Here is a 23,603-nt window from a genome sequence, read left to right as displayed (position 1 = left end):
GGGGCGGCCATGAAGCACATCAAACGCGCCCTGGCGACCCTGGTCCTGCTGATCGTGGCGGCGGCGGGCACGCTGTACTGGATGGGCACGCGCGAGGACGCCGGCGGCGGTCCGCCCGCCAGCGGCGACGCGGCCAGCCTGGCCGAGCGCGGCCGCTACCTGGCGCTGGCGGGCAACTGCATGGCCTGCCACACCAGCCGGGGCGGCAAGCCCTATGCCGGCGGCACGCCGGTGCCCACGCCGTTCGGCGTGGTCTACGGTCCCAACCTCACGCCGGATCCGCAGACCGGCATCGGCGCCTGGAGCGCGGATGACTTCTGGCGCGCGCTGCACAACGGCAAGTCGCGCGACGGCACGCTGCTGTATCCGGCCTTTCCCTACACCGAGTACACACGCATGACGCGCGCCGACGCCGACGCGCTGTATGCCTTCCTGCGCACGGTGGAACCGGTCAACCAGCCCAATCGCCCCGCTGAAATGGAGTTCCCCTACAACCAGCGCGCGTTGCTGGCGTTCTGGCGGGCGCTGTACTTCAAGCCGGGCACGCTGCAATCCGACGCCGGCCAGTCGGCGCCCTGGAACCGAGGCCGCTATCTGGTCGAGGGGCCGGGCCATTGCGCGGCCTGCCATACGCCGCGCAACAGCCTGGGCGCCACGCGCGCGGCCGAGCCGCTGGCCGGCGGCGTGATTCCGGTGCTGGATTGGTACGCGCCGCCGTTGACCAACGACCTGAGCATCGGCATGGGCCGCTGGCAGGCCACGGACATCGCGGCGCTGCTCAAGACCGGCATCGCCGCGCATTCCACCGCCACGGGGCCGATGGCCGAGGTGGTGAGGGGCAGCACGCAGTACCTGAGCGATGACGATGCGCTGGCGATCGGCGTCTACCTGAAGACCTTGCCCGCCACGCCGGCGGCCACGCAGCGCCAGGCCGCGTCGGCCTCGCCCGCCTTGATGGATATCGGCGGCAAGATCTACCGCCAGCAGTGCGTGCAATGCCATCAGGCGGCGGGCGAGGGCGCAGGTTCGGCCTGGCCCGCGCTGGCCGGCAATCCCGGCGTGACCGCGCCGTCGCCCGTCAATGCCATCCGCATGGTGCTCGACGGCGGTTACGCGCCGGCCACGGCGGCCAATCCCCGGCCTCACGGCATGCCGCCGTTCGGGCAACTGCTGAACGACAACGACATCGCCGCGCTGGTGACTTATATCCGCAACAGCTGGGGCAACGAGGCGGGCGGCGTCACGCCGCTGGAGGTCAAGCGCGCGCGCGACGCGTCCACGCGCAATTGAAGTCGGCGCGCCTGGAGTCCGGGGGCCGTCGGCCGGTTCCGAGGCTCAGGGGCCGAGCGTCAGGTCGCGGGCTCCTGGCCTGGGCCGGGCCAGCGCCGCGAGGGCCAGTTCGCCCAGCGTGCGCACGGCCTCGGCCTGGGCTTCGTTCCAGGGGTGGCCGCAGTTCAGGCGCAGCGCGCTGGCGAACTGGCCGCTGGCCGAGAAAATCGGGCCGGGCGCGACGCTGATGCCGCGCGCCAGCGCCTGGCGATGCAGCGCCAGCGCGTCGATGCCCTGGGGCAGCTCCAGCCACAGGAAGAAGCCGCCTTGCGGCCGTGTCATGCGCGTGCCGGCGGGAAACGCATGGGCCACCGCCGTCGCCATCCGGGCCTGCAGGGCCTGCAGCGTGTCGCGCAGCCGGCGCAGGTGACGGTCGTAGCCGCCCTGTTCCAGGAATTCCGCGATCGCGCCCTGCGCCGGACCGGACGCCGACAGCGTGGACGACAGCTTGAGCCGCTGCACGCGCTGCGTGTATCGGCCCGCCGAGGCCCAGCCGATTCGGTAGCCCGGCGCCAGGCATTTGGAGAATGAGGAACAGTGCAGCACCAGGCCCTGCGTGTCGTAGGCCTTGGCCGGCACCGGGCGCGTCGCGCCGAAATACAGCTCGCCGTAGACGTCGTCCTCGATCAGCGGAATGTCGTGGCGCGTGAGCAGCTCGACCAATTGCCGCTTGCGCTCATCGGGCATGAGGCTGCCCAGCGGATTCTGGAATTGCGTCATCAGCCAGCAGGCGGCGGGCCGGTGCCGCGCGATGGCGCTTTCCAGTGTGTCCAGGTCCATGCCGGTGCGCGGGTGCGTCGGCACTTCCAATGCCTTCAGTCCCTGCCGTTCCAGCGCCTGCAGCGCGCCATAGAACGTGGGCGCTTCGACGATCACCGTGTCGCCTGGGCGGGTGACCGCCTGCAGGCACAGGTTCAGCGCCTCGAGCGCGCCGTTGGTGACGACGATGTCGCTGGCGGGGATGTTGATGCCGGCGATCAGGTAGCGCAGCGCGATCTGGCGGCGCAGCGCGGGATTGCCGGGTGACAGGTCCTCGACCGTGTCCAGCGGGTCCTGGCGTTTGAGATGCGCCGCCATGGCCTGCGCCAGCCGTGGCAGCGGAAACAGCAGCGGCGAGGGAAAGGCGGATCCCAGCGGCGCCACGTCGCGGTTGCGCACTGAACCCAGGATGTCGAAGATGCGTTCGCTGATCGCCAGCTCGGTGGACTCGCCATCCGGGCAGGAGGCGCCGGGCTCGGGCGGCAGCGGCTCGGCGCGCGCGCTCACGTAATAGCCCGAGCGCGGGCGCGCGCGGATCAGGCCGCGCGCTTCCAACAGGTAATAGGCCTGGAAGACGGTGGAGGGACTGACGCCGCGGCTGGAACAGGCGTCACGCACGGAAGGCAGCTTGTCGCCGGTGCGCAGCACGCCGTCGCGGATCGATTTCTCGATCTCGGCCGCAAGGGTCTCGTACAGGGCCAAGGGCGCGGGCCTGCCTGTCGCGGATGGCGTTACTTGCTGCTCTGCAGGATCGCCATGGCCTGGCGTTCCATGAATTCGCCCAGCGTATCGATGCCGCGCAGCTTCAGGATGGTATTGCGCACGGCGGCCTCGACCAGCACGGCGAGGTTGCGGCCGGCGGCCACCTGCAGCATGACCTTGCGCACCGGCAGGCCCAGCATGTCCTGCGTGATGTCCTGCAGCGGCAGGCGTTCGAACTTGTCCTGCGCGGTGGCGCGCACCAGATGCACGATGAGCTTCAGGCGCATCTTTCGGCGCACCGAGGTCTCGCCGAAGATGGTGCGGATGTCGAGCAGGCCCAGGCCGCGCACTTCCAGCAGGTTCTGCAGCAGTTGCGGGCAGTGGCCCTCGATCATGTTGGGCGCGGTGCGCGAGAACTCCACCGCGTCGTCGGCCACCAGGCCGTGGCCGCGCGAGATCAGTTCCAGCGCGAGTTCGCTCTTGCCCAGGCCGGACTCGCCGGTGATCAGCACGCCCAGGCCCAGCACGTCCAGGAACACGCCGTGCACGGTGGTGGTGGGTGCGAGCTTCTTGCCCAGGTAGATGCGCAGCAGGTCGATCAGCTGCGCGGCGGCGACCGGCGTGGACAGCAGCGGCACCTGGTGCTGGTCGCACTGGTCCACCAGGTCCTGCGGCGGCGTCAGGCCGTCGGCCAGCAGGATGGCGGGCACGCCGCCGATCAGCAGCTCGTCCATGTGGTGCATGCGGCGGCGCAGGTCGAAGCGGGTGTAGTACGCCAGCTCTTCCTGGCCAAACACCTGGATGCGCGAGGGGTGGATCAGGTTCAGGTGGCCAACGAGGTCGGCGGCCGCCATGCCGTCATCGGGAATCGCGCGGTCCGCGGCGCCCTGGCCCGCGATCCAGTTGAAGGGGATTTTGTCGGCGTTGTCGTCGACCAGTTCCTGCACCGTGAGCATGGCTGCGTGTCCGCGTGGAGAATCAGAGTTGGCCGGTGGTCAGCATCTTGTGGACCACGGCCGGATCGGTCTCGGTGCCCAGCGCTTCGCGCAGCGCCTTGTTCGACATCAGCTGCGCCAGTTCGGCCAGGATGTCCAGGTGCTGCTGTGTCGCGGTTTCGGGCACCAGCAGGCAGAGCAGCATGGAGACGGGCTGGCCGTCGGGGGCGTCGAAGGCGATGGGCTGCGCCAGGCGGATGAACGCCGCCAGCGCCTGCTCCAGGCCCTTGACGCGGCCGTGCGGCACGGCAACGCCCTGGCCCAGCGCCGTCGACCCGAGACGCTCGCGCGCGAACAGGCTGTCGAACACCAGCGAACGCGCCAGGCCGTGATTGTTTTCGAAGAGCAGGCCGGCTTGCTCGAACGCGCGTTTCTTGCTCGTGGCGAGCATGTCTAGCACGACGTTGCCGGCGGGAAGAATGCGCGACAGATGATTCATGCGGAGCATTATATGGTTATATGACGCACTGCAAAAAACGCCCGGACCAGGGGTTGTCCCGCAGACTTTCCGCTGCTGGTTCCAGGCGTATCCCCCCGTGCTTCCGACTGGCCGCGACGGGTTGTCCGCGAGGCTGGCCATGGCACGCCGCGCCCCGGGCGGCGTGCCGTCCGTCAGGCGCAAGAGCGACAGCATAGACCGATCGCGCGAGGTTGTGGGTATTCCTGGGGCCGGGGGCGCATATTTCCGAACGGATCGCGCCAGGTACGCGGCGGTGCGGGCATGTGCCAGGCCGGTACGGTCAGTCGATTCGGGAAAAACAGGGAGCGGATCCGGGGCGACGGACAGGTCGGGCGCGGACGCGGTTGTGCGGGTGCTGCGTGGGGGAGGCATTTGCCGATGCCCCGGCTGGACGCAAGGTCTAGCGGGACACCGGGACTCAGGCAGGATGGTTAATCGCTGTATTGCCAAGCGCTCGCAGGGGAGCGATCGTGAGGCGCGGTACTACTGGGGAGGCGAGAGATTCGCCGCTTGCCGCTTCACGGACTCTGCTGTGTGGCTTCGCACCTTGTCCTTGTGCTTGATGACCTGACGGTCGACTTTGTCGGCGAGGAGGTCTATCGCAGCGTAGAGGTTTTCATCGGTTGCTTCACAATGAATGTCCTTGCCGCTCAGACGCATGGTGATTTCGGCTTTGTGCCGCAGGGGCTCAACTGAGAGCATGACCTGGGTATCGATGACGTGATCGAAATGCCGCAGCACTCGCGCCAGTTTGTTCATGACATATTCCCGGATGGCCGGGGTGACGTCGAGGTGACGACCGCAGATGCTCAGGTTCATAGTGTGCTCTCCTTCTGTAAAGAGGATATAAGAGGTGCGCCCGGTGGCGCGGTGGGGTCGTTAGGCGATCTCCTTGGTAGAGAGGTTTTGTGTGGGTCGTTGGTATTAGTGTATAGACTCGCGCCGATAAAACAAGCTGACCTAGCGCAAGTTCGTGGCATTTTTATGGCTGAGTCCGGCGGGGGGGCGAAACGCGCCGAAGCGCGCGGAAACGGCGCCGGGAAAAGTCGGGAATCGCGGGGAAAAATCGGGAAAAGCGCGCAAGCGCCTTGGCGGGCCGGGCCGCCAGGAGAAAGCGGAGCGGCCCTAAGGGTCTTCCCCAGGGCCGCCGCTGTTACATGCGGAAGTGCTCGCCCAGGTAGACGCGGCGCACGGCCGGATCGCCGACGATCTCGTCGGGATGGCCGTCGGTCAGCACCTTGCCTTCGCTGATGATGTAGGCGCGGTCGCAGATGCCCAGCGTTTCGCGCACGTTGTGGTCGGTAATGAGCACGCCGATGCCGCGGCCCTTCAGGAAGCGCACGATGCGCTGGATCTCGATCACCGCGATGGGGTCCACGCCGGCGAAGGGTTCGTCCAGCAGGATGAAGCGCGGGCTGGTGGCCAGCGCGCGCGCGATTTCCACGCGGCGGCGTTCGCCGCCCGACAGCGAGATGGCCGCGTTGCTGCGGATGTGGCCGATCTGCAGTTCCTCCAGCAGCGATTCCATCTGCTGGTTGATCTTGGCCGTGGGCAGGGGCTTGCCATCCGGCCCCAGTTGCAGCTCCAGCACGGCGCGGATGTTCTGCTCCACCGTCAGCCGGCGGAACACGGATGCGTCCTGGGGCAGATAGGACAGGCCCATGCGCGCGCGCTTGTGGATCGGCATGGCGGTGATGGCGTCGCCGTCGATCTCGATGCGGCCGGCGTCGGCCGGCACCAGGCCCACGATCATGTAGAAGCTGGTGGTCTTGCCGGCGCCGTTCGGGCCAAGCAGGCCCACGACTTCGCCGCTGGAGACGGACAGGGAGACGTCCTGCACCACGGTGCGGCCGTTATAGGTCTTGCGCAAGCCGGTTGCGCGCAGGCTGCCCTGCTTGACGCCCGAAGGGGCGGAGGTCACAGGGGTCTGCACAGAGGGTGGATTCATGCGTGGCGGCGGATGTGTTGCGGGGGGAGGCGCTTAGCGCCCCTTCTTCGAGGCCTGCTGCTTGCGGCATTCGGCGATGGCGGCGTCCGCCTTGGCGCGGGGCTCGGCCACCGAGCGCACCCGGCCGCCGGCCGCGGCCGAGTTGGGGCCGCCATGGGCTTCGTAGGTGCCGCTCTTTTCGTTGTAGCGTACCCGTTCGCCACGGATGGTGTCGAACGGTTTGCCACAGACGTAGCGCACCACCACGGCCTGGCCGATGAGGTCGAAGGTGCTGTTGGTGCCGTCGTATTCGGCGCGCAGGCCCTTGCCTTCGATGAGTTCGAAGTTCTCGGGGCGTTCCTGGCGGATGGTGACGACCTTGCCCTTGTTCGCGGTGGCCGTGCCGTACTGGTTGCCCTTGGCGTCCTCGTGCATTTCCAGCGTGTCGGAGGTCAGCGTCATCAACCCGCGCGTCATGTTGACGTTGCCGGTGAACACGCTCTGCTTCTTCACGTCGTCGTAATGCAGCGTGTCCGACAGGATCAGCGTGCTGGGTTCTTCGGCGGGCGCGGCCTTGGCCGCCGGCTGGGGCGCGGGGTCCGCCGCGTGGGCCGAGGGCGCGAGCGCCGCCGCGGCCAGCAGGGCGGCGCCGATCAGGCGCGTCGTCGGGGCAAGGCGAATCCGGAGGTCGGTCATGGCTTCTTCTGGTCGGTATTGTTGGGGGCTGGAATCTCGGTGCGGCGCTGCTGCTTGCCTTCGCCGCCGGCGATTTCCACGTCGGTCGATGCTGAGACCTGCAACTGGCGGGTCCTGTTGTTGTAGTGCATGCCGGTGCCGTTCATGCGCGAACGGCCTTTCAGCACTTCGGCCGGCAGGTCGGTATAGACCACGTCCTCGTCCGGCAGGATGATCAGCTGCTGGCTGCGCACGTCCAGCAGGTCATTGTTGGCGTCGGGCTGGCGATGCACGTAGGCGTCGCCGTTCATGACGATGCGCTTGCCGCCCTGTTCCATGATGGCGGTCTTGGAGATGCCCACGGTGATCGGGCTGGATTCGCGCTGGCCGACGGCCCGGGGGGCGGTGATGTGATACGAATCGTCGTCGGGGAAGTGTTCGGCGTATTCGCCCTCGAGCCGGTTGATCGGGCGGCCCGTCATGTCGGTGCGCAGCATGACGAAGTTGCGCGACCAGGCATCCATTTCATGGGTGATGCGGCGCGGGGGGTCGACCTGCACGGCCCGCTGCGCGTAATCGGCCACCCACCAGCTGCTGAGCACCAGCACGACGAGCAGGAACAGCGCGATCAGGGAAGGAAAACGTTCTTTCATCTAGTGTGCCAAAAAGGCGTATGTGTCATGGGGCGCGCGGGTCGTTACTGGATGGCGCCCGGGCCCAGCAGGCCCGGCGCGGCCAGGAAACCGCCCAGGCGGCCCTGGGCGGCCAGCAGCAGGTCGCAGCATTCGCGCACCGCGCCAGAGCCGCCGGGAACCGAGGCGACCCAGTGCGCGGCCTGGCTGACGTAGCCCGGCGCGTTGGGCACGGTGGCGGCGAAACCGGCGCGCTGCATGGCGGGCAGGTCGATGATGTCGTCGCCCATGTAGCCCGCCTGGTTCAGTTGGACACCGGCGCGTTGCGCGAGTTCGGCCAGGGCCGCGCCCTTGTCGCGCACGCCCTGCATGACCTCGGCGATGCCCAGCTCGGCGGCGCGGCGCGCCACGATGGGGCCGGACCGGCCGGTCATCAGGGCGACCTTCAGGCCGCCTTCCAGCAGCAGGCGCAGGCCGTGGCCGTCCAGCGCGTTGAAGCGCTTGAGCTGTTCGCCGTTCTCGCCATAGTAGAGGCCGCCGTCGGTCAGCACGCCGTCCACGTCGAACACCATGAGGCGGACGGCGGCGGCGCGTTCGCGCACGGTGGCGGGAATGCGGGCGAGGACCAGCGCTTCGGCCGGATGCGTGACAGGGGTGGGAAGGGTCATAGTCATACCACTTTGGCGGCCATCAGGTCATGCATGTGCAGCGCGCCGAGCAAGGCGCCATCGCTGTCGAGCACCAGCATGTGATTGAGTCGAAGTTCGTCCATCTGCTGCGCCGCTTCCACGGCCAGCGCGTCGGGTCCGATGCTGCGCGGCGAGCGCGTCATGCCGTCGTCCACGGCCAGGCCGCGGATATCGCCCTGGCTGGCGATCAGGCGGCGCAGGTCGCCGTCGGTGAAGATGCCTTGCGGGCGGCCGGCGGCGTCGGCCACCACGGTCATGCCCATGCCCTTGGCGGACATGGTCTTGAGCGCCTGCGGGACCGGCGTGCCAGTGGCCACGATGGGCAGGGCGTCGCCCTGGCGCATCACGTCGCGCACATGCGTCAGCAGGCGGCGACCCAGCGCGCCGCCGGGATGCGAGCGGGCGAAGTCCTGCGGGCCGAAGCCGCGCGCCTCCAGGCAGGCGACGGCCAGCGCATCGCCCAGGGCCAGCGCGGTGGTGGTGCTGGCCGTGGGCGCCAGGTTCAGCGGGCAGGCTTCCTGCGCGACGCTGGCGTCCAGGTGCACGTCGGCCAGCGAGGCCAGCTCGGACTGCGGATTGCCGGTGATCGCCACCAGCTTGGCGCCCATGCGGCGCGCCACCGGCAGGATGGTCAGCAGTTCCTGGCCCGATCCGGAATAGGAAATCGCGATCAGCACGTCGTCGCGGGTGATCATCCCCAGGTCGCCATGGACCGCCTCGGCGGCATGCACGAAGAAGGCGGGTGTGCCGGTGGAGGCCAGCGTGGCCGCGATCTTGCGCGCGACGTGGCCGGTCTTGCCGATGCCGCTGACGACCACGCGCCCGCGGCAGGCGAGCAGCAGGGCCACGACCTGCGTGAAGCTGTCGTCCAGCCGGGCCGACAGATCCTGCAGGGCCTGGCTTTCGATTTGCAGCGTCCTGCGGGCAGATGACAGCGCGGTGTCGGACGATAGGGAGGGATGCTCAGTCATGGCGGGATTTTAATATCAGTTGCCGGGGGCGCCACCGCGCCACTCCGGACGCATGAAACAGGTGCCGCAGGCCGACATGAGAAACAGCTATCCCCCCCGGCGACGGCGCCCTCCCCGATCGGGGCAGCGCGGATCCGGCTCCGCCGGTCCGCAGCTGCGCCCCCCGGGGGGGGAAGCGCGCAGCGCTTCGGGGGGGGACCGTGTTTGCCCGCGAGAGGGGGGTATGGCATCCTGGCGGCTCCTGTTTTTCCGGCTTTCACTCTTTTACCCAGGACCGCCTCATGTCCCGCATTTCCAGTCCCGTCCTTGGCACGCCCCTGTCGCCCCTCGCCACCCGAGTGATGCTGCTCGGCTCCGGAGAGCTGGGCAAGGAGGTCGTCATCGCCCTGCAGCGCCTGGGCGTGGAGGTCATCGCCGTGGACCGGTACGCGGACGCGCCGGGGCAGCAGGTGGCGCACCGCGCCCACGTGGTGCCCATGACGGACGCGGACGCCTTGCGCAAGATCATCGACCAGGAACGGCCGCACGTCATTGTCCCTGAAATCGAGGCCATCGCCACCAGCCTGCTGGTCGAGCTGGAGGCCGCCGGCGCCGTGCGCGTCACGCCCACGGCGCGCGCCGCCCAGCTGACCATGAACCGCGAGGGCATCCGCCGCCTGGCGGCCGAGACCCTTGGCCTGCCGACCTCGCCGTACCGGTTCGTCGACACCGAACAGGAACTGCGCGAGGCCATCGACGGCGGCATCGGCTATCCCTGCGTGATCAAGCCCGTCATGTCGTCCTCGGGCAAGGGACAGTCCGTGATCAAGTCCGCCGAGGACGTGGCCGAGAGCTGGCGCTACGCCCAGGAAGGCGGCCGCGTCGGCGGCGGCCGCGCCATCGTCGAGGGCTTCATCCGCTTCGACTACGAAATCACGCTGCTGACCGTCCGCGCGCGTGGCGCCGACGGCCAGGTCGAGACCCGTTACTGCGAGCCCATCGGCCATAAGCAGGTGGATGGCGACTACGTGGAAAGCTGGCAGCCGCATCCCATGTCGCCGGCGGCGCTGGAGCGCGCGCGCGAGATCGCCCTGGCGGTCACGTCCAACCTGGGCGGCCTGGGCATCTTCGGCGTCGAGCTGTTCGTGGCCGGCGACCAGGTCTGGTTCTCGGAGGTCAGCCCGCGTCCGCACGATACCGGCATGGTCACCATGATCACGCAGGCGCAGAACGAATTCGAATTGCACGCCCGCGCGCTGCTGGGCCTGCCGGTGGACACCAGCCTGCGCCAGCCCGGCGCCAGCAGCGTGATCTATGGCGGCATGGACGCGGGCGCGGTGTCGTTCCACAACGTGGCCGAGGCGCTGGCCGAGCCGGGCACCGACGTGCGCCTGTTCGGCAAGCCCGAATCCTTCGTCAAGCGCCGCATGGGCGTGGGCCTGGCCGTCGCCGACGACGTGGCGGCCGCGCGCGCCAAGGCCAAGCGGGTGTCTTCCGCCGTGACGGTCAAGGCCGGCTGAGCACCGGGCGCGCGCCGCCGGCTGGCCGAGGATCCGTCACGGCGGATCCAGGCTGATCCAGCCAACTCGTGATCGCTGTTCCCTGGTTTTAATCAGTCCCCGTTTTCAATGCCACCCGCCGCGAGGCTGGTGGCATTGTTGTTTTTTGCCCATTGATACGTGGTCCACGGGTCAATCCGCCGGAAGTTTGCGGCCATGCCCCCACGAATCCTGGGGTTTGCGCTTTCTCAGGGTTTGTTCGATAATTTCAGGAATTTCTGAAATCGGTGTAACTGCTGTTGTCGAGTTCAAGTCGATCTGCTCCGCATATAAAGGGGGCGGGTTGGTGGAATCGGCTGGCGCGAGAATGATCATGGTCCTCAGCCCTCAAAACGAACGTTTCGTCCTGCACTTTGGCGAAATGGGCAGCCGCTGGGGGGTGAACCGCACCGTCGGCCAGATCTATGCGCTGTTGTTCCTGGCGCCCGAGCCGATGAACGCCGACGACATCGCCGAGACGCTGGGCTTCTCGCGCTCGAATGTCAGCATGGGTCTCAAGGAATTGCAGTCCTGGCGCCTGGTCAAGCTGATGCACCAGGTGGGCGACCGCCGCGACTACTTCGAGACGCCCAAGGATGTGTGGGAGATCTTCCGCATCCTGATGGAAGAAAAGCGCAAGCGCGAAATCGACCCCACGCTCACGTTGTTGCGCGACACGCTGCTGGAGCCGGCCTCCAAGCCTGCCGATGTCTACGCGCAGCAGCGCATGACCGAAATGCTGGAGCTGATCGAACTGTCCACGGGATGGTTCGATGAGGTTCAGCGCCTGCCGCCCGAAACCCTGCAGAACCTGATGAAACTGGGCTCCAAGGTCCAGAAGGTGCTGGGCTTCGCCGGCAAATTGCGAGGCAAGGGCTGAACGCCGCTGGGCCTTGATTTTTAGGAAAAATCCTATGAAGTTGCATATACCGCCCGTATCATGGCGCCAGAGACGGCCTGGGAACCATGCCGGTTGCTGTGGCCTCTCGCCCGCATGGGAGCGCCCCAATGATTGATCTCGACGTCGTCAACCTGTCGCGATTCCAGTTTGCCGCGACCGCGCTGTACCACTTCCTGTTCGTCCCCCTCACGCTTGGCCTGTCTTTCATCCTCGCCATCATGGAGAGCGTGTACGTCATGACCGGGCGCGCCATCTGGAAAAAGATGACGATGTTCTGGGGCACGCTGTTCGGCATCAACTTCGCGCTGGGCGTGGCCACGGGCGTGGTCATGGAATTCCAGTTCGGCATGAACTGGTCGTACTACAGCCACTACGTCGGCGACATCTTCGGCGCGCCGCTGGCGCTCGAAGGGCTGCTGGCCTTCTTCCTGGAAGCCACCTTCGTCGGCCTGTTCTTCTTCGGCTGGAATCGCATGTCCAAGGTCAGCCACCTGGTGGTGACCTGGCTGGTGGCCTTCGGCACCAACTTCTCGGCCCTGTGGATCCTGATCGCCAACGGCTGGATGCAGAACCCGGTCGGCGCCGTCTTCAATCCCGACACCATGCGCATGGAGATGACGGACTTCGCCGCCGTGATCTTCAACCCGGTGGCGCAGGCCAAGTTCGTGCACACGGTCAGCGCGGGCTACGTGGCCGGCGCCATGTTCGTGATGTCGATCAGCGCCTGGTACCTGCTGCGCGGTCGCCATACGGATCTGGCCAAGCGCTCGATGGCCGTGGCCGCCAGCTTCGGCCTGGCCTCGGCCCTGTCGGTGGTGGTGCTGGGCGATGAAAGCGGCTACCTGACCACTGAACACCAGAAGATGAAGATCGCCGCCATGGAGTCCATGTGGCACACCGAGCCGGCGCCCGCCGCGTTCAACCTGATCGCCATCCCCAACCAGGCCGAGCGCAAGAACGATTTCGCCATCGAGATCCCCTACGTCATGGGCATCATCGGCACGCGCTCGCTCACCACGCCGCTGCTGGGCATCGACGACCTGATCCTGCGCGCCGAGAACCGCATCCGCGACGGCATGGTGGCCTACGACGCGCTGCAGAAGATCCGCGCCAATCCCAAGAACACCGATGCGCGCATGGTGTTCGACAAGACCTGGCCGGACCTGGGCTACGCGCTGCTGGTCAAGCGCTACCAGTCCGACATGAGCAAGGTCACCGAGGAAGACATCAAGAAGGCGGCCATCGACACCGTGCCGAACGTGGCGCCGCTGTTCTGGGCGTTCCGCGTCATGGTGGCGGTCGGCATGTACCTGATCCTGTTCTTCGGCGTGGCGTTCTGGCTGGCCTCGCGCGGCCGGCTGGACAGCCGGCGCGGCCTGCTCAAGGTGGCGCTGTGGAGCCTGCCGCTGCCGTGGGTGGCGATCGAGAGCGGCTGGTTCGTGGCCGAGTACGGCCGCCAGCCCTGGGTGATCGAAGGCGTGCTGCCGACTTACTACGCGGCCTCCGGCCTGACCATCACGGACCTGGCCATCAGCCTGGGGATTTTCCTGGTGCTGTACACGGTCCTGCTCATCATCGGCGTCAAGGTGATGCTGCACGCCATCAAGGCGGGTCCGAAATCCGACGGACCGGCGCCCGCTGGCGCGGCCGCCGATCCTGTCCGCGCCGCCGTGCGCGCCTGACCGGGAGAAACAGGAATGGATGCATTGATTCCTTTCGACTACGCCACCCTGCGGGTGGTCTGGTGGGTGCTGCTGGGCGCGCTGCTCATCGGCTTCGCCGTCATGGACGGCTTCGACCTGGGCGTGGCGGCGCTGTTGCCGCTGGTGGCCAAGACCGACGTCGAGCGCCGCGTGGTGATCAACGTGGTCGGCCCGGTCTGGGAGGGCAACCAGGTCTGGCTCATCACCGCCGGCGGCGCCATCTTCGCCGCGTGGCCGCTGCTGTATGCCGCTTCGTTCTCGGGCTTCTACCTGGCCATGATGCTGGCGCTGATCGCGCTGATCCTGCGTCCGGTGGGCTTCAAGTACCGCAGCAAGATGGAAGGCACGCGCTGGCGCAACACCTGGGACGGCGTGCTCTGTTTCTCGGGCGTGGTGGCCTCGCTGGTGTTCGGCGTGGCGGTGGGCAACATCATTCTGGGCGTGCCCTTCACGTTCGACGAAGCCGCGCTGCGCATGGTCTACCAGGGCCATTTCTACCAGTTGTTCACGCCTTTCGCGTTGCTGGCCGGCGTGCTCAGCGTGGCCATGCTGGCCATGCACGGCGCGGTGCTGCTGGCCTGGCGCACCGAGGGCGTGGTGGCCAGCCGCGCCCGCAATTGGGGCCGGCTGTGCGCGCTGCTGACCGCGGCGCTGTTCGTGGCCGGCGGTTTCTGGGTCGCGGGCGGGCTGAACGGCCACGTCATCACCAGCGCGGTCGACATGCAGGGCCCATCCGATCCCATGCTCAAGACCGTCAGCGTGCAGGCCGGCGCCTGGATGGCCAACTACGCCAAGTGGCCGCTGATGTGGATCGCGCCCGCGCTGGGCGTGGCCGGCGCGCTGCTGGCGCTGCTGCTCCTGACGGCGCGCGCGCACATGCTGGCGTTCCTGGCGTCGGCGCTGTCCATCGCCGGGATCATCCTGACGGCGGGCTTCTCGCTATTCCCGTTCCTGATGCCCTCGTCGTCGAACCCGCGCGCCGGGCTGACGGTCTGGGATGCCTCGTCCAGCCACATGACCCTGTGGATCATGGTGATCGCGGTCGCGATCTTCCTGCCCATCGTGACGCTCTACACCGCCTGGGTGTACCGCGTGATGCGCGGCAAGGTCACGCCTGAGTCGGTCGGCGGCACCCCCAACTCATACTGAATCAGGAGCTAGCGCTATGTGGTATTTCTCGTGGGTACTCGGGCTGGGGCTGGCCTGCGCCTTCGCCATTCTTAACGCCATGTGGTTCGAACTGCGCGAGGGCCATTCGCATGACCCGCGCGCCAAGCGCGACGAAGCGTGAGCATGCGGGACACGTCGGCGGCGGGCCGCGCCAGCAGCCTGGAGCATGATCCCGCCGACGCGCTGCGCAAGCCCTCGCGCGGGCAGTCGCAATGGTTGAAGCGTCTGGCGGGATCGGCGCGGCCGCCCCTGCTGCTGGCCGGCGCCGCGCCGCTCGCGGGCGGCGTGCTGCTGGTGATCCAGGCCTGGCTGCTGGCCAGCGTGCTGGACGCCGCCATCGCGCGGCAGGCGCCGCGCTCGGACCTGCTGGGCGGCATCCTCGGCATCGCCGCGCTGATGCTGGTCCGCGCCTGTATCGCCTGGGCCGGCGAACGCGCCGGCGCCATCGCCGCCGAGCGGATCAAGCGCCAGGTGCGCCTGGCCCTGTTCGAGCGCCTGGTGGACAAGGGGCCGCACTGGAGCCGGGGCCAGGCCTCGGGCGTGCTGGCCAGCGCCGTGGTGGACCAGGTCGAGGCGCTGGATGGCTTCTTCGCCAAATACCTGCCGGCCATGGCCGCCGCCGCCATGCTGCCGGTGGCATTTTCCGTGTTGCTGTTTCCGGTGGATGTGATCGCGGGCCTGGTGCTGCTGATCACCGCGCCGCTGATTCCCTTGTTCATGGCCCTGGTCGGCTGGGGCGCGCAGGGCGCGAGCCGGCGGCATCTGCGCGCCTTCGCGCGGCTGTCCGGATTCTTCGCCGACCGTCTGCGCGGGCTGTCCACGCTCAAGCTGTACGGACGCGCCGAGGCCGAGGCCGAATCGGTGGCGGCCGCCAGCGACGCATTGCGTCAGCGCACCCTGTCCGTGCTGCGCATCGCCTTCCTGTCCTCGGCGGTGCTGGAGTTCTTCGCCGCCCTGGGCGTCGCCGGGGTGGCCGTGTACATCGGGCTGACCTATCTGGGTTTCCTGGACCTGCGCTGGTCGGTGCTGACCTTGCAGGCCGGCATGTTCTGCCTGTTGATGGCGCCCGAGGTCTATGCGCCGCTGCGTCAGTTCGCCGCGCACTACCATGACCGCGCGGCCGCGCTGGCGGCGGTGACGCAGATCGACGCGGTGTTCGACGGCTTGCCGGATGTGGCGCCGACCGGGGCCGCGCTGGTTGCGCCGGCCGCCGCGCCCGCCGCGCGCGGCCCGGTCGCAATGAGCGCGCGCGGCCTGCGCTTGATGGCGCCCGGCCGTCCCGCGCCGGTGCTCGACGGCGCGGCGCTTGCGCTGGCGCCCGGCGAACACGTCGCGCTGATGGGGCCGAGCGGCATCGGCAAGTCCTCGCTGATCGAGGCGATCGCGCGCCTGCGGCCCTGCGAGGGCGAGATATTGATCGACGGCCGGCCGCTGGCGGATTGGGACGAGGCCGCGCTGCGCGGCCGGATCGCGCTGATCGGCCAGAAGCCGCAGTTGATGGCCGGCACCATCGCCCAGAACATCCGCCTCGGTTGTCCGCAGGCCTCGGACGAGGCGCTGCGCGAGGCCGCAAGGCGCGCGCGAGTCCTGGAATTCACCGAGCGTCAGCCGCTGGGCCTGGATACCGTGCTGGGCGGACGCGGGCAGGGCCTGTCCGGCGGGCAGGCGCAGCGCGTGGCGCTGGCGCGGCTGTTCCTGCGCGATCCCGGACTGATCCTGCTGGACGAGCCCACGGCGCACCTGGATGAAGACACGCAGACCCGCGTGCTGGACGAAATCCTCACATTCGCGGCGGGGCGGACGCTGCTCATCGCCACGCACTCGCCGCAGGTGGCCGCCCGTTTCGGGCGCACGCTGCGGCTGGCGGACGGCAAACTGGAACAAGCATGATGCGCATCGCCATCGCCATCGCCGCGTCTGGCGGATCCGCCGGATCCGGAGCGGCCCATCCATGAAACACCTGCTGTTGTTGCTGCCTCTGTACGCGCGCCGCAAGGGCGGACTGCTGCTCGCGCTGTTCTGCGCGCTGGCCACCGTGGCCGCGGGCGTGGGGCTGCTGGGCGTGTCGGGCTGGTTCCTGACCGGCGCCGCGCTGGCCGGCGCGGGCGCCGCGTTCAACCTGTTCGCGCCGTCGGCGCTGGTGCGCGGCCTGTCGTTCCTGCGCATCGTGTCGCGCTATGCCGACCGCCTGGCGGGGCACTCGGCCACGCTGCGCCTGCTGGCCGATCTGCGCACGCTGGTGTTCCGCGCGCTGATCCGCCTGACGCCGCGCCAGCTGGCGCGCTATCGCGGCGGCGATCTGGTGGCGCGCATGACCGGCGACGTGGACGCGCTGGATACTGTGTTCCTGTTCGTGCTGGCGCCGCTGGCCACGGCGCTGCTGGCCGGCGCCATCATGACGGCGGTGCTGGGCTACTGGATACCGGCCGCCGCGCTGGTGTTCGCGCTGGCGCTGCTGGTGGCCTGCGTGCTTGCGCCCTGGGGCCTGCAGCGCGCCGCGCGCGGACCCGGCGCCGCCGCGCAGGAAAGCGCGGCCGGCCTGCGCGCCGCTGTGCTGGACGCGGTGGACGGCCACGCCGACATGGTGGCGCTGCATGCGCAGGCGCAGACCCGCGCGCATTTCGAGCGCCTGTGCGGGCAGAACGCGCAGGCGCGCCAGGCCCAGGCCTGCGTCGCGGCGCGCGGGCTCTGGTTCCTGCAGGCCGCCGCCGGCGCTGCCGTGCTGGGTGTGTTGTGGTTCGGGCTGGGCGAACACGAGGGCGGCGGCCTGTCCGGGCCTTTGCTGGCGGGTCTGCTGCTGGCGGTCATGGGCATATTCGAAGTGGCCGCGCCCATCATGCGCGGCGCGTCGCGCCTGGGCTCGGCGGTGTCCGCGGCGCAGCGCATCCGCGAGGTGGCGCAATGCGAGCCGGACATGCGCGATCCCGACGCGCCGGCCGCGCTGCCGGCGGATGGCGCGCTGGAACTGGACGGCTTGCGCTTCGCCTATCCCGATGGCGCCCTGGTGCTGGACGGCGTCAGCCTGCGCGTCGCGCCGGGCGAGCGCGTGGCGATCCAGGGCGAGAGCGGCGCGGGCAAGTCCACGCTGCTGCATCTGATCCTGCGGCTGGAAGATCCGCAGGCTGGCCAGGTGCGCTATGGCGGACGCGACGCGCGCGATTGCGCGCAGGCCGACTGGCACCGGCGCATCGCGCTGCTGTCGCAGGACGCGCCGGTGTTCCTGGGCACGCTGCGCACCAATCTGCTGATCGGCGACCCTTCGGCGGACGAAGCCGCGCTGTGGCGCGCGCTGGACGCCGCGCGCCTGGGCGATTTCGTGCGCGGTCTGCCCGACGGGCTGGATGCGTGGGCGGGCGAGACCGGTTCGCTGCTGTCGGCCGGGCAGGCGCGGCGGCTGTGTCTGGCGCGGGCCCTGCTGTCGCCGGCCAGGGTGCTGGTGCTGGACGAGCCCACCGCCGGCCTGGACGCGGCGGCCGAGGCCGATTTCCTGCGCGATCTGGGGCGGGCGGCGCAGGGGCGCGCCGTGGTGCTGGCCACGCATGCGCGCCTGCCGGCGGGCGCGGTGGACCGGCGCTGCGTGCTGCGCGGGGGACAGTTGCATGACGTGTCATCGCCCGAGCCTGTCCTGGCTTAAGCGCGGCGGCGGGGTTATAGTGCGCCTTGCTTCAATTCTTCAGGGCCGTCTTTCATGCAGAACGAATACGCCGAGTTCATCCGGCGCACCATCCGCAGCGTTCCAGACTGGCCCCAGCCCGGTGTCACGTTCCGTGACATCACGCCGGTGCTGCAGGACCCGCGGGCGTTCCGCGTCCTGATCGACCTGTTCGTCTACCGTTACATGCGTCAGCGCCTGGATCTGGTCGCGGGCGTGGATGCGCGCGGCTTCATTGTCGGCAGCGTGCTGGCCTATGAGCTGAACCTGGGCTTCGTGCCCGTGCGCAAGAAGGGCAAGCTGCCGTATCGCACGGTGGCCGAGGAATATTCGCTGGAATACGGCAACGCCGCCGTCGAGATGCACACCGACGCGGTGCGCACCGGCCAGCGCGTGCTGCTGGTGGACGATCTGATCGCCACGGGCGGCACCATGCTGGCGGCCATCAAGCTGCTGCAGCGCCTGGGCGCCAACGTGGTCGAAGCCGCCGCCATCATCGACCTGCCCGACCTGGGCGGCTCCGCCAAGATCGCCGCCACCGGCACCCCGCTGTACACGGTCTGTCAGTACCAGAACGACACCACCGCCTGACGCGCGGCGCTTCGGGGGGCTTAGCCCTCGTTCAGACGCGGCTGGATGAAATCCAGGAACGCCTTGGTCTTGGCCGGCAGCATCCGCGAGGGCAGCAGCGCGAACAGCGGCAGCGGCGTCAGGCTCCATTCCGGCAGCACGCGCACCAGCCCGGACTGCTTGATGGCGCGCTCCATCGCGTCGAACACCAGCAGCGGCGTGATGCCCAGTCCCTGGCTGGCCAGCCGGCCCAGCATGCCCACGTTGTTCGCGGCCAGCCGGCCCGATACCTGCACGCGTTCCACCTTGTCGCCCGAATGGAGCATCCAGAAGGATGACTCGTCGCGCATGGTGGGCCGCAGGCACTCGTGATGGCTGAGATCCCCGGGCACGCGCGGCTCGCCGTGGCGCGCCAGGTATTCGGGCGAGGCGTACAGCTGGTGCGCCATGAGCACGATCTTGCGCGAGATCAGGCTGGAATCGGGCTGCTGCCCGAAGCGCAGGATCAGGTCGAACGGGTTGCTGATCGGATCGACCGAGCGCATGCCCAGGTCGAAATCGCATTCGATATCGGGATGCTGTTCGCGGAATTCCCGGATCACCGAAGGCAGGAACAGTTGCGCCAGGCTGGTCGGCAGCGAGATGCGCAGCCGGCCCTTGGGTTGCACCGCCATGTCCAGCAGCTGGTCGTGGGCGACGCGGGCTTCCTCGACGATATGGCGGCAGCGCTCGAAATAGATGGCGCCGGCCTCGGTCAGGTCGATCTTGCGCGTGCTGCGGTTGAGCAGCCGCATGCCGACGCTGCGCTCCAGTTCGCTGACGCGGCGCGACAGCGTGGACGTGGGGATGTTCAGGGCTTCGGCCGCATGACTGAAATTCTTGCGCTTGGCGACTTCGACGAACAGGGCGATGTCGTTAAGCTGTATGTCCATAAGGGCCTCGGTACTCAAAATTCCATGTCTGGCAGATTCCAATCATAAATGGAATTATTTTTGCGCCAGTGGAAATGTCTATTCCTCCATCCCGAACAAGCCGCGCCAACCCTGGCGTCACGGCCCGGCGCGCCGCAGCTGGCGTTTGGCTGAATGCCCGCGAGGCTTGCGCTCATTGGGGCCAGGGCGGAAGTGCGCAGGAAGTGAGCAGGGAGTGAGCAAGAATCGCGCCGCGATATGCGGGGATCTTTCCACTCCTGCAAATATGTTCCCCAAATTAAGGGTTTTTACTAGGTCGATAAGGCCAGATACTTCGTTCCGTCAACACGCCGTCACATTGCGCCCGCCGTCCTGGCGGGCGCTGTCGTGCCAGGTATAGGATGGAGTCATCACAATGAAAGCCCTAGCGACCGCACTCATGGTTACCGCAACCCTGGCGGGCATGTCCGCCGCCCACGCCGATGGCAAGACCCGCGAACAGGTCCAGCAGGAACTGCAGGCCGCCAAGGCCGCCGGCCAGGTCACTTTCGGCGAACTGGACTATCCGCCCGCCGCCACCGCCAGCACCGGCATGTCGCGCGAGCAGGTCGGCGCCGAATTGCAAAGCGCCAAGATCGCCGGGCAGGTGACCAGCGCCGAACTGGACTATCCGCCCCGGAGCGCCGCGCCGGAAACCGCCGGCAAGACGCGCGAGCAGGTCCGCGCCGAGCTGGCCCAGGCCAAGGCGCGCGGCGAATACACCTTCGGCGAACTCGACTACCCGCCCAAGGGCCGCTGAGCATTTCGCGGCCGGCCGATGGCGCTGGCGCGCTGTGGCTTTTTTGCCTCGGCATTGTCCGCGCAGCGCGACAGGATTTGACGATCCTCAAACCGGGAAGTGATCGGGAATGAGCGCGGGAAATGTAATTGCGAGCAAGGATTCGCATTTCATTTCAAGGCGTTAAGCCCTGATTCCAAGCATGGAGGAATGCGCGTCGAACGCGATTATCCCAGCCATGGAAAGTAGTTCTTCGAAATCCCGCTTACTCCCGGCGGTCCCAGGCGAGACACTAGTTTCAGTGCATGCATCGCGGTCTTACAGGCCGCGGCTTGCGGGCATCCGCCACGCGGCGGCATGCCCGCGCATTGCCATCCATCTTGCCATTTAGAGGACTGTTATGAAGAAGACGCTATTGGCCGTCGCGTTGCTCGCGGGCTTTGCGAGCGCGGCGCAAGCTGCCGATTCGGTGACGTTGTACGGTTTGATCGACGCCGGCATCGGCTACGAAAAGGTGAAGTTCAACGGCAACTCGCAAAGCCGTGTCGGCGCCGTGCAAGGCGTGAGCAGTGGCTCGCGTTTCGGCCTGCGTGGTTCGGAAGACCTGGGCGACGGCCTGCGCGCCGTGTTCAACCTGGAGGCCGGCTTCGGTCCCCTGAACGGCAACTCGCTGCAAAGCGGCCGCCTCTGGGGCCGCCAGGCCACCGTGGGCCTGGACAGCGACTCGTGGGGCCGCCTGGAATTCGGCCGCCAGACCAACCTGGCCTCGAAGTACTTCGGTTCCATCGACCCGTTCTCGATCAGCTACAACACCGCCAACATGGGTACCGTGTTCAGCAGCGCCAATACGATGCGCCTGGACAACATGGTGCTGTACCAGACGCCCAGCTTCGGCGGCTTCAAGGCCGGCCTGGGTTACTCGTTCAGCGCTGACGACACGGTTTCGGACGAGAAGCAGCGCGGCTTCGAGACCAACAACAACAACCGCGTCCTGACCGCCGGCGTGCAGTACGTCAACGGCCCGCTGAACCTGGCCGCGGCCTACGACCGCTTCAATCCGTCCAAGGACGTCAAGGGCGGCAGCCAGGAAGACACGACGATCCAGTCGTACATCCTGGGCGGCACCTATGACTTCGAAGTGGTGAAGATCGCCGCCGCCTTCGGCCAGACCCGCAATGGCTGGTTCGTCGGCCAGAACATGGGCACCACGCCCGACGGCATGCAGAAGCTGGGCACGTTCAAGCTGGCCGACGGCTTCCGCGCCAATTCGTACATGGTGGGCTTCACTGTGCCGCTGGGCAGCAGCTCGATCTTCGGTTCCTGGCAGCGCGCCGATCCGAAGAACGACAAGCTGACCAAGGACGATGCCAAGTTCAACGTCTACAGCCTGGGCTACACCTACGACCTGAGCAAGCGCACCAACCTGTACGCGTACGCCTCCTACGGCGACAACTACGCGTTCCAGCGCGATGCGACGGACACCGCGTTCGCCGTGGGCCTGCGTCACCGGTTCTAAGCGACGGCGCGCCCGGCCAGACCTTGCTGAATGCGCGGCCCATCTCCGTGAGCCGCCGAGTGACAGCGAACCCCCCCTCCGGTTGAGGCCGGGCGCGACTTGAGCTGAGAAGGGAAGGGCCTCCATCTGGAGGCCCTCTCGCTTTTGGGCTTGCCGTTGTCCGCGCGCCGGCATGGCGGTCCGGCTTGCGGCGGCGCGCGCGGCTACAGGAACAGCTTGTAGGCCGGGTTGTCGGTCTCGTTCCAGTGCGGATAGCCCAGTTCGGCCACGAAGGCGCGGAACTGCTTCTTGTCGGCCGCCGGCACCTGGATGCCGATCAGGATGCGGCCGTAGTCGGCGCCCTGGTTGCGGTAATGGAACAGGCTGATGTTCCAGTCCGGATTCATCGCATTCAGGAAACGCATCAGCGCGCCCGGACGCTCCGGGAACTCGAAGCGGTACAGCAGCTCGTCGCGCGCCTGCGCGGAACGCCCGCCGACCATGTGGCGCAAGTGGGTCTTGGCCATTTCGTCGTGGGTCAGGTCGAGCGTGTCGAAACCGTGGCGGCGGAAGTTGGCGGCGATCTTGTCGGGCTCGGCCGGCGAGGACACCTGGATGCCGACGAACACATGGGCGCGGTCGGAATCCGAGATGCGGTAGTTGAACTCGGTGACGCTGCGCTCGCCGACCAGCTCGCAGAAGCGGCGGAAGCTGCCGCGCTGTTCGGGCATGGTGACGGCGAAGATGGCTTCGCGCATCTCGCCGACCTCGGCGCGCTCGGAGACGAAGCGCAGCCGGTCGAAATTCATGTTGGCGCCGCAGGCGATGGCCACCAGCGTCTTGCCCTTCAGGTGATGCTCGGCCGCGTATTGCTTGGCGGCGGCGACGGCCATGGCGCCGGCCGGCTCCAGCACGCTGCGCGTGTCCTGGAACACATCCTTGATGGCCGCGCAGATCGCGTCGGTGTTCACCACCACGAAGTCATCGACATACTGGCGCGTGAGCTTGAAGGTCTCGGCGCCCACCATCTTCACCGCGGTGCCGTCCGAGAACAGGCCCACGTCGTTCAGCTGCACGCGCCGGCCCGCGCGCACGCTGCGCAGCATGGCGTCGGAGTCCTCGGTCTGCACGCCGATGATCTTGATCTCGGGGCGCAGCTGCTTGATGTAGGCGGCCACGCCCGAGATCAGCCCGCCGCCGCCGATGGCCACGAAGATGGCGTCGATCGGACCCGGATGCTGGCGCAGGATCTCCATGCCCACCGTACCCTGGCCGGCGATCACGTCGGGATCGTCGAACGGATGCACGAAGGTCAGCTTTTCCTTCTTTTCCAGCACCTGCGCGTGGGCGTAGGCGTCGGAGAAACTCTCGCCGGCCAGCACCACCTCGCCGCCCAGGCGGCGCACCGCGTCCACCTTCACCTGCGGGCTGGTGGTGGGCATGACGATGACCGCGCGGCAACCCAGCCGCGTGGCCGCCAGCGCTACGCCTTGCGCATGGTTGCCGGCCGAGGCCGCGATCACGCCGCGGTTGCGCGCGGCGGGCGGCAGGTTGGCCATCTTGTTGTAGGCCCCGCGCAGCTTGAAGCTGAACACGGCCTGGGTGTCCTCGCGCTTGAGCAGCACCGTGTTGGACAGCCGCTGCGACAGCAGCGGGGCCGGCTCCAGCGGCGATTCGACGGCGACGTCGTAGACCTTGGAAGTCAGGATGCGTTTCAGGTAATCGGTGGACATGAGGGCGCGCGTGCGGGGCGGAAAAGGGGGGAGG

At 68.0% G+C, this 23,603-nt stretch carries 23 protein-coding genes; 11 read left to right on the top strand and 12 right to left on the bottom strand.

The features are described from left to right. The first annotated feature begins 9 nt into the window (after positions 1-9). Complete coding sequence (locus AC6LJ5_RS19810) at positions 10-1,290, top strand: cytochrome c (RefSeq protein ID WP_498141374.1); 1,281 nt, start codon at positions 10-12, stop codon at positions 1,288-1,290. Positions 1,291-1,335: 45 nt separating this feature from the next. Here AC6LJ5_RS19810 and AC6LJ5_RS19805 read toward each other — a convergent pair whose 3' ends face one another. The 9 genes from AC6LJ5_RS19805 to AC6LJ5_RS19765 form a co-directional block, all read right to left on the bottom strand. Then, positions 1,336-2,790, bottom strand: coding sequence for an aminotransferase-like domain-containing protein (locus AC6LJ5_RS19805; RefSeq protein ID WP_498141373.1), 1,455 nt, complete (start codon positions 2,788-2,790; stop codon positions 1,336-1,338). Between the two features lie 29 nt (positions 2,791-2,819). After that, the gene (gene hprK / locus AC6LJ5_RS19800; RefSeq protein ID WP_053245696.1) at positions 2,820-3,746 is read right to left on the bottom strand and encodes an HPr(Ser) kinase/phosphatase; all 927 of its coding nucleotides are present in this window, start codon (positions 3,744-3,746) and stop codon (positions 2,820-2,822) included. 22 nt (positions 3,747-3,768) lie between these two features. Next, entirely contained in the window at positions 3,769-4,224 is a 456-nt protein-coding gene (locus AC6LJ5_RS19795) for a PTS sugar transporter subunit IIA (protein ID WP_199770941.1), read from the bottom strand. 504 nt (positions 4,225-4,728) lie between these two features. Then, on the bottom strand, positions 4,729-5,064 hold the full coding sequence (hpf, locus tag AC6LJ5_RS19790; protein WP_103271489.1) for a ribosome hibernation-promoting factor, HPF/YfiA family: 336 nt from the start codon (positions 5,062-5,064) through the stop codon (positions 4,729-4,731). A 334-nt stretch (positions 5,065-5,398) separates the two neighbouring features. Further along, positions 5,399-6,193, bottom strand: coding sequence for an LPS export ABC transporter ATP-binding protein (lptB, locus tag AC6LJ5_RS19785; RefSeq protein WP_103271488.1), 795 nt, complete (start codon positions 6,191-6,193; stop codon positions 5,399-5,401). Positions 6,194-6,226: 33 nt separating this feature from the next. Beyond that, positions 6,227-6,868 carry a lipopolysaccharide transport periplasmic protein LptA gene (gene lptA, locus AC6LJ5_RS19780; protein ID WP_498141372.1) on the bottom strand — a complete coding sequence of 214 codons (642 nt, stop codon included), beginning with the start codon at positions 6,866-6,868 and terminating at the stop codon, positions 6,227-6,229. After that, positions 6,865-7,500 carry an LPS export ABC transporter periplasmic protein LptC gene (gene lptC, locus AC6LJ5_RS19775; RefSeq protein ID WP_498141371.1) on the bottom strand — a complete coding sequence of 212 codons (636 nt, stop codon included), beginning with the start codon at positions 7,498-7,500 and terminating at the stop codon, positions 6,865-6,867. Before lptC ends, lptA begins: the two co-directional genes overlap by 4 nt. A gap of 44 nt (positions 7,501-7,544) precedes the next feature. Next, complete coding sequence (locus tag AC6LJ5_RS19770; protein WP_392411219.1) at positions 7,545-8,153, bottom strand: KdsC family phosphatase; 609 nt, start codon at positions 8,151-8,153, stop codon at positions 7,545-7,547. Next, the gene (locus AC6LJ5_RS19765; protein WP_498141370.1) at positions 8,150-9,139 is read right to left on the bottom strand and encodes a KpsF/GutQ family sugar-phosphate isomerase; all 990 of its coding nucleotides are present in this window, start codon (positions 9,137-9,139) and stop codon (positions 8,150-8,152) included. The genes AC6LJ5_RS19770 and AC6LJ5_RS19765 overlap by 4 nt, the downstream gene beginning before the upstream one ends. Positions 9,140-9,420: 281 nt before the next feature. Between AC6LJ5_RS19765 and purT the strand changes: the two genes are divergently transcribed. Continuing rightward, positions 9,421-10,638: a formate-dependent phosphoribosylglycinamide formyltransferase gene (gene purT, locus AC6LJ5_RS19760; RefSeq protein WP_498141369.1), complete on the top strand. Its 1,218-nt coding sequence runs from the start codon at positions 9,421-9,423 to the stop codon at positions 10,636-10,638. Positions 10,639-10,809: 171 nt separating this feature from the next. Here the strand turns inward: purT and AC6LJ5_RS19755 are convergent, their stop codons facing one another. Then, positions 10,810-10,992: a hypothetical protein gene (locus tag AC6LJ5_RS19755; protein ID WP_498141368.1), complete on the bottom strand. Its 183-nt coding sequence runs from the start codon at positions 10,990-10,992 to the stop codon at positions 10,810-10,812. Here AC6LJ5_RS19755 and AC6LJ5_RS19750 point away from each other — a divergent pair. The 7 genes from AC6LJ5_RS19750 (at position 10,991) to AC6LJ5_RS19720 (ending at position 18,673) form a co-directional block, all read left to right on the top strand. Beyond that, complete coding sequence (locus AC6LJ5_RS19750) at positions 10,991-11,536, top strand: GbsR/MarR family transcriptional regulator (protein ID WP_103276236.1); 546 nt, start codon at positions 10,991-10,993, stop codon at positions 11,534-11,536. The two genes, AC6LJ5_RS19755 and AC6LJ5_RS19750, sit on opposite strands and share 2 nt — an antisense overlap. A 128-nt stretch (positions 11,537-11,664) precedes the next feature. Continuing rightward, complete coding sequence (locus tag AC6LJ5_RS19745; protein ID WP_498141367.1) at positions 11,665-13,239, top strand: cytochrome ubiquinol oxidase subunit I; 1,575 nt, start codon at positions 11,665-11,667, stop codon at positions 13,237-13,239. A 15-nt stretch (positions 13,240-13,254) separates the two neighbouring features. Continuing rightward, positions 13,255-14,409: a cytochrome d ubiquinol oxidase subunit II gene (gene cydB / locus AC6LJ5_RS19740; protein WP_103271481.1), complete on the top strand. Its 1,155-nt coding sequence runs from the start codon at positions 13,255-13,257 to the stop codon at positions 14,407-14,409. Between the two features lie 16 nt (positions 14,410-14,425). Next, positions 14,426-14,551 carry a cytochrome bd-I oxidase subunit CydX gene (gene cydX / locus AC6LJ5_RS19735; protein WP_103271480.1) on the top strand — a complete coding sequence of 42 codons (126 nt, stop codon included), beginning with the start codon at positions 14,426-14,428 and terminating at the stop codon, positions 14,549-14,551. A gap of 2 nt (positions 14,552-14,553) precedes the next feature. Next, positions 14,554-16,320 carry a thiol reductant ABC exporter subunit CydD gene (gene cydD / locus AC6LJ5_RS19730; RefSeq protein WP_498141366.1) on the top strand — a complete coding sequence of 589 codons (1,767 nt, stop codon included), beginning with the start codon at positions 14,554-14,556 and terminating at the stop codon, positions 16,318-16,320. A gap of 61 nt (positions 16,321-16,381) precedes the next feature. After that, positions 16,382-18,064, top strand: coding sequence for a thiol reductant ABC exporter subunit CydC (gene cydC, locus AC6LJ5_RS19725; RefSeq protein WP_392411216.1), 1,683 nt, complete (start codon positions 16,382-16,384; stop codon positions 18,062-18,064). Positions 18,065-18,118: 54 nt separating this feature from the next. Further along, positions 18,119-18,673 (top strand): adenine phosphoribosyltransferase, encoded by a 555-nt coding sequence (locus AC6LJ5_RS19720; protein ID WP_103271477.1) that lies wholly within the window; start codon positions 18,119-18,121, stop codon positions 18,671-18,673. Positions 18,674-18,693: 20 nt separating this feature from the next. Here AC6LJ5_RS19720 and AC6LJ5_RS19715 read toward each other — a convergent pair whose 3' ends face one another. Beyond that, positions 18,694-19,584, bottom strand: a complete 891-nt coding sequence (locus tag AC6LJ5_RS19715; protein WP_103271476.1) for a LysR family transcriptional regulator — start codon at positions 19,582-19,584, stop codon at positions 18,694-18,696. A 394-nt stretch (positions 19,585-19,978) separates the two neighbouring features. On the opposite strand from AC6LJ5_RS19715, the gene AC6LJ5_RS19710 reads away from it, so the two are divergent. Continuing rightward, complete coding sequence (locus tag AC6LJ5_RS19710) at positions 19,979-20,362, top strand: DUF4148 domain-containing protein (RefSeq protein ID WP_199770939.1); 384 nt, start codon at positions 19,979-19,981, stop codon at positions 20,360-20,362. A 379-nt stretch (positions 20,363-20,741) separates the two neighbouring features. Beyond that, positions 20,742-21,857, top strand: a complete 1,116-nt coding sequence (locus AC6LJ5_RS19705; RefSeq protein WP_103271474.1) for a porin — start codon at positions 20,742-20,744, stop codon at positions 21,855-21,857. A gap of 203 nt (positions 21,858-22,060) precedes the next feature. Here AC6LJ5_RS19705 and ilvA read toward each other — a convergent pair whose 3' ends face one another. Beyond that, a complete protein-coding gene (gene ilvA, locus AC6LJ5_RS19700) occupies positions 22,061-23,569 on the bottom strand; it encodes a threonine ammonia-lyase, biosynthetic (RefSeq protein ID WP_103271473.1) in 1,509 nt (502 codons plus the stop codon). Positions 23,570-23,603: the final 34 nt, after the last annotated feature.

This window comes from Achromobacter sp. 1011791174 (genome assembly GCF_059760925.1).
The sequence above is the reverse complement of the archived record's forward strand: the minus strand, read 5'-3'. Positions and strand labels throughout refer to the sequence as shown.

Excerpts from the sequence above, each read along its gene's own strand:
- AC6LJ5_RS19810 (WP_498141374.1), top strand. The coding sequence starts at position 10 with ATGAAGCACATCAAACGCGCCCTGGCGACCCTGGTCCTGCTGATCGTG.
- hprK (WP_053245696.1), bottom strand. The coding sequence starts at position 3,746 with ATGCTCACGGTGCAGGAACTGGTCGACGACAACGCCGACAAAATCCCC.
- AC6LJ5_RS19795 (WP_199770941.1), bottom strand. The coding sequence starts at position 4,224 with ATGAATCATCTGTCGCGCATTCTTCCCGCCGGCAACGTCGTGCTAGAC.
- hpf (WP_103271489.1), bottom strand. The coding sequence starts at position 5,064 with ATGAACCTGAGCATCTGCGGTCGTCACCTCGACGTCACCCCGGCCATC.
- lptB (WP_103271488.1), bottom strand. The coding sequence starts at position 6,193 with ATGAATCCACCCTCTGTGCAGACCCCTGTGACCTCCGCCCCTTCGGGC.
- lptA (WP_498141372.1), bottom strand. The coding sequence starts at position 6,868 with ATGACCGACCTCCGGATTCGCCTTGCCCCGACGACGCGCCTGATCGGC.
- lptC (WP_498141371.1), bottom strand. The coding sequence starts at position 7,500 with ATGAAAGAACGTTTTCCTTCCCTGATCGCGCTGTTCCTGCTCGTCGTG.
- AC6LJ5_RS19770 (WP_392411219.1), bottom strand. The coding sequence starts at position 8,153 with ATGACTATGACCCTTCCCACCCCTGTCACGCATCCGGCCGAAGCGCTG.
- AC6LJ5_RS19765 (WP_498141370.1), bottom strand. The coding sequence starts at position 9,139 with ATGACTGAGCATCCCTCCCTATCGTCCGACACCGCGCTGTCATCTGCC.
- purT (WP_498141369.1), top strand. The coding sequence starts at position 9,421 with ATGTCCCGCATTTCCAGTCCCGTCCTTGGCACGCCCCTGTCGCCCCTC.
- AC6LJ5_RS19750 (WP_103276236.1), top strand. The coding sequence starts at position 10,991 with ATGGTCCTCAGCCCTCAAAACGAACGTTTCGTCCTGCACTTTGGCGAA.
- AC6LJ5_RS19755 (WP_498141368.1), bottom strand. The coding sequence starts at position 10,992 with ATGATCATTCTCGCGCCAGCCGATTCCACCAACCCGCCCCCTTTATAT.
- AC6LJ5_RS19745 (WP_498141367.1), top strand. The coding sequence starts at position 11,665 with ATGATTGATCTCGACGTCGTCAACCTGTCGCGATTCCAGTTTGCCGCG.
- cydB (WP_103271481.1), top strand. The coding sequence starts at position 13,255 with ATGGATGCATTGATTCCTTTCGACTACGCCACCCTGCGGGTGGTCTGG.
- cydX (WP_103271480.1), top strand. The coding sequence starts at position 14,426 with ATGTGGTATTTCTCGTGGGTACTCGGGCTGGGGCTGGCCTGCGCCTTC.
- cydD (WP_498141366.1), top strand. The coding sequence starts at position 14,554 with ATGCGGGACACGTCGGCGGCGGGCCGCGCCAGCAGCCTGGAGCATGAT.
- cydC (WP_392411216.1), top strand. The coding sequence starts at position 16,382 with ATGAAACACCTGCTGTTGTTGCTGCCTCTGTACGCGCGCCGCAAGGGC.
- AC6LJ5_RS19720 (WP_103271477.1), top strand. The coding sequence starts at position 18,119 with ATGCAGAACGAATACGCCGAGTTCATCCGGCGCACCATCCGCAGCGTT.
- AC6LJ5_RS19715 (WP_103271476.1), bottom strand. The coding sequence starts at position 19,584 with ATGGACATACAGCTTAACGACATCGCCCTGTTCGTCGAAGTCGCCAAG.
- AC6LJ5_RS19710 (WP_199770939.1), top strand. The coding sequence starts at position 19,979 with ATGAAAGCCCTAGCGACCGCACTCATGGTTACCGCAACCCTGGCGGGC.
- AC6LJ5_RS19705 (WP_103271474.1), top strand. The coding sequence starts at position 20,742 with ATGAAGAAGACGCTATTGGCCGTCGCGTTGCTCGCGGGCTTTGCGAGC.
- ilvA (WP_103271473.1), bottom strand. The coding sequence starts at position 23,569 with ATGTCCACCGATTACCTGAAACGCATCCTGACTTCCAAGGTCTACGAC.